Source organism: Mycobacterium parascrofulaceum ATCC BAA-614 (genome assembly GCF_000164135.1).
In the GTDB taxonomy this organism is placed as follows: Bacteria; Actinomycetota; Actinomycetes; order Mycobacteriales; family Mycobacteriaceae; genus Mycobacterium; species Mycobacterium parascrofulaceum.
Window position 1 is genome coordinate 389092 of record NZ_GG770558.1, and the last position, 5621, is coordinate 394712.

5 protein-coding genes and 1 pseudogene are annotated in these 5621 nt (G+C 71.1%); 4 read left to right on the forward strand and 2 right to left on the reverse strand.

The window, feature by feature from the left end; all coding sequences use genetic code 11:
* Window positions 1-443 (reverse strand): annotated as a pseudogene (locus HMPREF0591_RS25200) ((2Fe-2S)-binding protein); the annotation flags it as partial.
* Between the two features lie 275 nt (window positions 444-718).
* Between HMPREF0591_RS25200 and recA the strand changes: the two are divergent.
* The 4 genes from recA to HMPREF0591_RS25220 are packed head-to-tail and all read left to right on the forward strand — an operon-like array spanning window position 719 to window position 4418.
* Window positions 719-1771: a recombinase RecA gene (recA, locus tag HMPREF0591_RS25205; RefSeq protein ID WP_007171543.1), complete on the forward strand. Its 1053-nt coding sequence runs from the start codon at window positions 719-721 to the stop codon at window positions 1769-1771.
* On the forward strand, window positions 1737-2258 hold the full coding sequence (gene recX / locus HMPREF0591_RS25210; RefSeq protein WP_007171544.1) for a recombination regulator RecX: 522 nt from the start codon (window positions 1737-1739) through the stop codon (window positions 2256-2258). Before recA ends, recX begins: the two co-directional genes overlap by 35 nt.
* Before the next feature lie 52 nt (window positions 2259-2310).
* Window positions 2311-3810 carry a tRNA (N6-isopentenyl adenosine(37)-C2)-methylthiotransferase MiaB gene (gene miaB / locus HMPREF0591_RS25215; protein WP_170826190.1) on the forward strand — a complete coding sequence of 500 codons (1500 nt, stop codon included), beginning with the start codon at window positions 2311-2313 and terminating at the stop codon, window positions 3808-3810.
* Window positions 3798-4418: an Rv2732c family membrane protein gene (locus tag HMPREF0591_RS25220; RefSeq protein ID WP_085981725.1), complete on the forward strand. Its 621-nt coding sequence runs from the start codon at window positions 3798-3800 to the stop codon at window positions 4416-4418. Before miaB ends, HMPREF0591_RS25220 begins: the two co-directional genes overlap by 13 nt.
* On the opposite strand, the gene HMPREF0591_RS25225 is transcribed toward HMPREF0591_RS25220, so the two are convergent.
* A partial coding sequence (locus HMPREF0591_RS25225) for a DUF349 domain-containing protein (RefSeq protein WP_007171547.1) occupies window positions 4415-5621 on the reverse strand: 1207 nt, incomplete at its 5' end. The genes HMPREF0591_RS25220 and HMPREF0591_RS25225 overlap by 4 nt on opposite strands.

The window sequence follows — 5621 nt, forward strand, 5'->3', positions numbered from 1 at the left end:
CCGCGAGCAGGGCCGGCGCCAGGCCCACCCGCAGGCCGGCGGCGAGCGGTTGCATGTGTTCGTCCACCACCACCCGGTACAGCGCCTCCGGCGCGTCGGCGGGGCTCCCGGCGGGGGCGGGCAACCGCAGTTGCGCGCCGTCGTCGGCGCGGTGCAGATCGCGCAGGTCGGGAAGGACACCGTGACCGACGGCGCAGGCGAGCACGGGCGACCAACCACAGCCGGGTGGCGTGGCCGAGATGGACCAGCGAGGCGGCCACCCGCAAGTCCGTCGTGCGGTAGCGCCGGGCGGTGGCGTCGACCAGGTCAGTGAAGCCGTCGGCGTAGGACCGGCCGACCGGGTGCCATCCCTCCGCGCCGCCGCCCACGGTCAACGCGAAAAACCCCCCGTAGGAAGAGATTTGGGCTAATTCGGCGGAGATGTCCATGTGTGCGTCTCGCAAGGGGAGTCCGCCCCGGTTTCGGTGGGCAAGTCTTGGTGGGCACGTGCCGGGGTCGGGGCGCTCGGTGTGGGCGCCCCGGACGGCCCGGTCGGCGCCCTGCGGGAGCAGATGTTGCCATACGCGGCGATCGACCTCGGCGTGTCCGCTTGAATCGAACAGGTGTTCGGCTACTGTGGGGAACGTTCGGTGAGACAACTTGTCGGTGGCCTTCTCTAGTGTCACGGCCAACCGACCGATACCGGTCACCGAACACACCGAACCATAGGAGAGGCACCATGGCGCAAGCCCCCGACCGCGAGAAGGCTCTCGAACTGGCGATGGCCCAGATCGAAAAGAGCTACGGCAAAGGCTCGGTGATGCGTCTCGGCGACGAGATGCGTCAGCCGATCTCGGTCATCCCGACCGGATCCATCGCACTGGACGTGGCCCTGGGCATCGGCGGGCTGCCCCGCGGCCGGGTCGTGGAGATCTACGGCCCGGAATCCTCGGGTAAGACCACCGTCGCCCTGCACGCGGTGGCCAACGCCCAGGCCGCCGGTGGCGTCGCGGCGTTCATCGACGCCGAGCACGCCCTGGACCCCGATTACGCCAAAAAGCTTGGCGTGGACACCGATTCCCTGCTGGTGAGCCAGCCCGACACGGGGGAGCAGGCCCTCGAGATCGCCGACATGCTGATCCGCTCCGGCGCGCTGGACATCCTGGTCATCGACTCGGTGGCGGCCCTGGTGCCGCGCGCGGAACTCGAGGGCGAGATGGGGGACAGCCACGTCGGGCTGCAGGCCCGGCTGATGAGCCAGGCGCTGCGGAAAATGACCGGCGCGCTGAACAACTCGGGCACCACCGCGATCTTCATCAACCAGCTGCGCGAGAAGATCGGGGTGATGTTCGGCAGCCCGGAAACCACCACGGGTGGAAAGGCCTTGAAGTTCTACGCTTCGGTGCGCATGGACGTGCGCCGGATCGAGACGCTCAAGGACGGCACCAACGCGGTCGGCAACCGCACCCGCGTCAAGGTCGTCAAGAACAAGGTGTCGCCGCCCTTCAAGCAGGCCGAATTCGACATCCTCTACGGCAGGGGGATCAGCCGGGAGGGCTCGCTGATCGACATGGGCGTGGAGCAGGGCTTCATCCGCAAGTCCGGTTCCTGGTTCACCTACGAGGGCGAGCAGCTCGGTCAGGGCAAGGAGAACGCCCGCACCTTCCTGATGGAAAACGACGAAGTGGCCAACGAGATCGAGAAGAAGATCAAGGAAAAGCTCGGCATTGGCGCGGTCGTGACCGATGGTCTGTCCGATGACAGCGTCCTGCCCGCCCCCGTCGATTTCTGAGCCCTCCCGCGAGGAGCAGGCGCGGACGCTGTGCCTGCGCCTGCTCACCGCGAGGGCGCGCACCCGGGCCGAGCTGCACGGACAACTGGCCAAACGCGGCTACCCCGAGGACGTCAGCGCCTCCGTGCTCGACCGGCTCGCCGCCGTCGGCCTGGTCGACGACACCGACTTCGCACAACAGTGGGTGGCCTCCCGCCGGGCGACGGCGGGCAAGAGCAAGCGGGCGCTGGCCGCGGAACTGCGCACCAAGGGGGTCGACAGGGACGTGATCGCCACCGCGCTGTCGGGGATCGACGCCGGCGCCGAACGCGACCGCGCCGAGCAGTTGGTGCGGGCCAAGCTGCGCCGGGAGACGCTGGACGGCGACGACGCGAAGGTGACCCGCCGGCTGGTCGGGATGCTCGCGCGTCGTGGCTACAGCCAGAACCTGGCGTGCGAGGTGGTGATCGCCGAGCTGGTCGCCGAACGGGAGCGCCGCCGGGTCTAGCCCGGTGACGTGCGGTTTCTCGCCCGCCGACGGGTCGCCGTACCATGGCCCCGTGACTTCGTTGGTGGTTTCGGCGCGGACGTATCAGGTCCGCACCTATGGCTGCCAGATGAATGTCCACGATTCCGAGCGGCTGGCGGGCCTGCTGGAGGCGGCCGGCTACCAGCGCGCGGTCGACGGCTCGGACGCCGACGTGGTCGTCTTCAACACCTGCGCCGTCCGCGAGAACGCCGACAACAAGCTGTACGGGAACCTCAGCCACCTGGCGCCGCGCAAGCGCGGCAACCCCGAGATGCAGATCGCGGTCGGGGGCTGCCTGGCCCAAAAGGACCGGGACGCGGTGCTGCGCAAGGCGCCCTGGGTCGACGTCGTCTTCGGCACGCACAACATCGGGTCGCTGCCCACGCTGCTGGAACGTGCCCGGCACAACAAGGCCGCCCAGGTGGAGATCGCCGAGTCGCTGCAGGAGTTTCCGTCGTCGCTGCCCAGCGCGCGCGAATCGGCCTACGCCGCTTGGGTTTCCGTCTCGGTCGGGTGCAACAACAGCTGCACCTTCTGCATCGTCCCGTCGCTGCGGGGCAAGGAGGTCGACCGCAGCCCCGCCGACGTCCTGGCCGAGGTGCGCGCGCTGGTGGCCGACGGCGTGGTCGAGGTCACCCTGCTGGGCCAGAACGTCAACGCCTACGGGGTGTCCTTCGCCGACCCGGCGCTGCCGCGGGACCGCGGCGCCTTCGCGCGGCTGCTGCGCGCCTGCGGGAACATCGACGGGCTGGAGCGGGTGCGGTTCACCTCGCCGCATCCGGCCGAATTCACCGACGACGTCATCGAGGCCATGGCGCAGACGCCGAACGTCTGCCCCGCCCTGCACATGCCGTTGCAGTCGGGCTCCGACCGCGTGCTGCGCGCGATGCGGCGCTCGTACCGCGCCGAGCGCTACCTCGGCATCATCGACCGCGTCCGCGCGGCCATGCCGAACGCCGCCATCACCACCGACCTGATCGTCGGATTCCCCGGCGAGACCGAAGAGGACTTCGCGGCCACCCTGGACGTGGTGCGGCAGGCCCGGTTCGCGGCCGCGTTCACCTTCCAGTACTCCAAGCGGCCGGGCACCCCGGCCGCCGAGCTCGACGGGCAGCTGCCGAAAACCGTTGTGCAGGAACGCTACGACCGCCTGATCGAACTACAGGAGCAGATTTCGCTGGAGGGCAACCGCGCGCTGGTCGGCCAGACCGTGGAACTGCTGGTCGCCGCCGGCGAGGGCCGCAAGGACACCCGGACCGCCCGGATGACCGGCCGCGCCCGCGACGGCCGCCTGGTGCACTTCGGCGCCGACGATCGGGTGCGCCCGGGCGATTTCGTCACCGCAAAAATCACCCAGGCCGCGCCCCACCATCTCATCGCCGACGGCGGCATCCTCGGCCATCGCCGCACCCGCGCGGGGGACGCGCACGCCGCCGGGCTGCGCCCGGGCGGCATCGGTCTCGGCATGCCCGCCGTCGGAGCGCCCCCCGAACCCGCAAACCCCGCCGAACCCCTTGGATGTGCCCGATGAACGAAGAACACCCCCACCTCGACGCCCTGCGCACCGAGATCGAGGCCGCCGAGCGCCGCGTGGCGCGTGGATTCGACCCAGGCCCACGCGGCTTCGTCGTCGCGATCCTGATCTTCGTGCTGCTGGGGTCGTTCATCCTGCCGCACACCGGCGCGGTGCGGGGCTGGGACGTGCTGTTCAGCAGCCACGGGGCGGGCGCGGCGGCGGTGGCGTTGCCGTCGCGGGTGTTCGCCTGGCTGGCGCTGGTGTTCGGCGTCGGGTTCTCGATGCTGGCGCTGATGACGCGGCGCTGGGCGCTGGCCTGGGTCGCGCTGGCGGGTTCCGCGCTCGCCGGGGCGGCCGGAATGCTCGCCATCTGGTCGCGCCAGACCGTCGCCGCGGGGCATCCGGGCCCCGGGCTGGGGCTGATCACCGCCTGGATCGTCGTCCTGGCGCTGATCTACCAATGGGCGCGGGTGGTGTGGTCGCGCACCATCGTCCAGCTCGCCGCTGAGGAGCAGCGGCGCCGGGTGGCGGCCGAGCAGCAGTCGATCACCCTGCTCGACAGGCTGGACGGCGGGGCGGGGGTCGACGCCGCCGACCGGGCGCCGCGCGACCCCGAAGCCTAGGGTTTGCGGGCCAGCGCCTCGGCGGCCGCCTGCGCCCACTGCCGCCACTGTTCGGCGTTGGCCCTGGCCTCTTCGGCCTCTTTGGTGCGGCCCGCCGCCGCGGCCTTCTGAGCCTGCTGCTCGTATTGTTCGGCGCGGGTGCGGAACTGCTCGGCCCGGGCCTGCGCCTGGGGGTCCGACCAGTCGGCCTCGCCCGCGTCACGCACCTTCTTCTCGACCGCGCGCAGCCGACGTTCCAGCTCGGCGGAGCGTTCCCGCGGCACCTTGCCGATCGCGTCCCACTTCTCGGCGATCGAGCGCAGCGCCGCGCGGGCCGCGTCGTGATTGCCGGTGTCGATCTTTTCCGCCTCGGCCAGCAGCGACTCCTTGGCTTCCGCGTTGGCCCGCAGCTCCGCGTCCTTTTCCGCGGTGGCGGCGTTGCGGGCCGTGAAGAACACGTCCTGGGCGGCCTTGAACCGTCGCCACAGGGCGTCGTCGACGTCCCGGGCCGCGCGGCCCGCCGCCTTCCACTCCGTGAGCAGCTTGCGGAATTCGGCGCTGGTGGCGGTCCAGTCCGTCGAGTCGGACATCGCCTCGGCGCGCTCGCACAGCCGTTCCTTCGCCTGCCGGACGCCGAGTCGTTCCCGGTCCAGTTCGGCGAAATGGGAACCCCGCCGCCGGTTGAAGGCCTCCCGGGCCGCCGAATACCGCTTCCACAGCGCGTCGTCGACCTTGCGGTCCAGGCCGTTGATGGTCTTCCACTCGTCGAGGATGGCCCGCAGCCGGTCCCCGGCGGCCTTCCACTGCGTCGAGTTGGCGCCCAACTCCTCGGCCTCGGCGGCCAGCGCCTCCTTGCGCGCGGTCTGGGCGGCGCGATGCTCCTCGCGGCGGGAGCGTTCCGCGGCGACGGTGGCCTCGACCTGGTCGATGAGGCCGGCCAACCGGCGCGCGAGCGCGTCGATGTCGCCCAGCACGGCCGCCGTCGGCAACGTTTCGGCCAGCTCGGCCGCGTGGGCCTTGATCTTGCGGGCGTCGCCCGTTCCCGCCGCCAGCCGCTCCTCCATCAGGGTGACCTCGGTGCTCAGGTCGTCGAACCGGCGGCCGAAGTGGGCGAAGGCGGCCTCCGCGTCGCCGGCCTGCCAGGACCCGACGATGCGCTCGCCGGCGGAGGTCACCAACCAGACCGTGCCGTCGTCGTCGACCCGCCCGAACCGATGCGGATCG